The 2,654-nt window shown below is 45.7% G+C and carries 2 protein-coding genes; both read right to left on the minus strand.

Translation table 11 applies throughout. From position 1 onward, the window contains the following. Nucleotides 1–152: 152 nt before the first annotated feature. Nucleotides 153–1,373 (minus strand): MFS transporter, encoded by a 1,221-nt coding sequence (locus B147_RS0107350; protein ID WP_020586573.1) that lies wholly within the window; start codon nt 1,371–1,373, stop codon nt 153–155. A 116-nt stretch (nt 1,374–1,489) separates the two neighbouring features. Then, nucleotides 1,490–2,290, minus strand: a complete 801-nt coding sequence (locus B147_RS0107355) for a TOBE domain-containing protein (protein WP_020586574.1) — start codon at nt 2,288–2,290, stop codon at nt 1,490–1,492. Between the last annotated feature and the right edge of the window lie 364 nt (nt 2,291–2,654).

Raw genomic sequence — 2,654 nt, forward strand, 5'->3', positions numbered from 1 at the left:
TTTGAGTTTCATACTATTTTTTCCCTCATCAGTTGATAATCGAGGGGAAGCATAACTTCTTTTTGCTCAAGAGGATAGTCCGTTTTAAAAACCGGAAAAATGGGAATGCGCCCGATAATTGCCTGTGAAATTTTCATACGGATTTTGTAACATTACGTTTTAGGGTGGTAAAGAAGCAACCCCGTTGCCGCAATAACCGCGAAGAGTGCTCCTGCAATAAATGTGGCTGAAGCGCCGAATGCGGACCATAATGATCCTGCGATAACGCTTGCCAGAAAGAGCGCTAACCCGCTTACAAAATTAAATACCCCGAAGGCAACACCCCGAAGATCTGCCGGCGCGGTATCCGCAACAAGTTTCGACAACAATCCCTGAGTAAACGCCATATGTAGACCCCAGAAAGCCGCCCCGAAAAATGTGATCCACGGAGACACAGCCGCCGCTAACACAATGTCGGCAACGACAAGTATCAAAAGTCCGAATAATAGAAGCGTCCGGCCCGAAAGTCGATCCGCCGCCTTACCCGCAGGATACGCAAATATGGCGTAAAAGACATTCATCACAATCATAATCATAGGCACATAGCCAATAGCAAGCCCGACATCCTGAGCGCGTAGAATCAGAAATGCTTCACTAAATCGAGAAAGGGTAAAAACAGCACCCAGTGCAACGATGAGCCAATACTGTATAGGTAGCCGCTTAATATCATTCAGCTTCAGGTTATTTCGGAAATCAGCAGCATGATTCAGTGAATTTGGTTCGCGCACAGTAAAGATTAAAAGAAAAACCGCAATAAGCGCCGGCACGACCGCTATCCATAAAACAGCTCTGATGTCATTTGCAAACCAAATCATTAACACGACAGCCATGAGCGGTCCGATAAGGGCACCGACTGAATCTAATGACTGACGTAAACCATAGGCTGCACCCCGAAGCTGTAATGGTGCGATATCAGCAATCATCGCATCACGGGGTGCACCACGAATGCCTTTGCCGAGGCGATCGACGAAACGTGCGCCGAACACCCAGCCAATTGTCTTTGCCATCGGAAATATCGGCTTGGTAACGGCACTCAATGTGTATCCGGCTATAGCAATGAGTTTACGCTTCCCACAGTAATCGCTGATGGCTCCTGAAAATATTTTCGAGATAGCAGCGGTTCCCTCGGCCAAGCCTTCAATAATGCCGATGGTCATCATGGGTGTACCAAGTACCGTAGCCATGAATATTGGTAAAAGACTATGAACAAGTTCAGAAGAGATATCCATAAACATTGAGACAAATCCAAGGCCCCAAATATCTATCGGCAACCTGCGATAAGCTGTTCTTACGGGAATTTGCAAGTCTTGATTGTTTTGTTTCAATAGGGTCATTTATGCTATTTTCCCCGGTCCGGCAATGATAATAACTGGAAAATTTACATCGGTTAGCCTCATATGTTGTAAACATTTTTTATCCGATTTTAAAAAGCGGAGTATTTTGCTCATAGTCACGGAATTGCCAGCAGGACATTAGAGGCCTTGATGATCGCACGCACCTTAACCCCAGCTTCAAGGCCAAGCCGTTTAACGGAGTTACTGGTAAGAATCGAGGTAACCGTATTACCACCGTCAAGCGCCACCGTTACCTCATCATTTACTTTACCCGGTACAATTCTGCTGATTGGCCCGCTTAGGATATTACTTGCAGAAATGGAGTCGGGATCTATTTCATGGCTGAGGAGCACATCGGGAGCCTTGACAATGGCAAGGATCTCTTTTCCCTGCGCTAATTCCAACCGTTCCACCGAACTGTTCGTGATAACGGCAACAATGGTGTCCCTGCCCTTCAACCTCACCGTCACCACAGAATTAACAATCCCGAGATCGATTGCCTTGATATTGCCGAGCCACACATTACGGGCACTGATCCTCATCTCCATTCCCTTCAATTTTTTCAACATCGAAAAAGCTTTTTCAGGTGTCCCTTGAAACAGACCAAAAAGTTTCCCAATATCCTGCTGAAACATTCTCTCCCGCGCCAGGAAAACCTTTCCGTCTTCAGTCAATTCAGTACCACCGCCACCACTACCGCCTGTCTTTTTTCTTACCAGTGGGGCCGCAGAAAGGTTATTCAGGGAATCGATTCTCTCCCATGCCCCCTTATAGCTCATGCCAACAGCTTTGGCGGCCTGATTGATGGAACCGTTTTTGACAATGGCCTCCAGCATGACAATGACTGGATCTTCTTCAATCGCGCCCGCTTTCTGCAGCAATGATGCTGCAGATATATCTGATGTAATTTTCTTCAAAAAACTCTACGCTCACTTAGGATTGATTATGATCTCCAATTACTCGTTATTCATAGTTTGAATAACGGTATATCACATCAATGTCTTCTGTAAAGACAAAAAAGCGAAACGAATAAAAGGCGTCGTCAAAAGTAGGGTTTGAAGATGTCCAAAGTATCCTATGATCAAAAAAAGGCGCTTAAATTGCTCTCCATAGACAGCAATTCAAACGCCTTTTCTCAGACATATTCTGTATAACGGCCATGGGCCGACCCGGTCTATCAGCACCCAGACTTCGGCCCACAACAAAGCTTGAAAGATCTGAGTAACTTACCCAGACTTTCTTATAACCCCCATGTCCTAGCGGACACAACGAAGCATGAAA

It is taken from the genome of Desulfobacter curvatus DSM 3379, from assembly GCF_000373985.1.
GTDB classification, from domain to species: Bacteria; Desulfobacterota; Desulfobacteria; order Desulfobacterales; family Desulfobacteraceae; genus Desulfobacter; species Desulfobacter curvatus.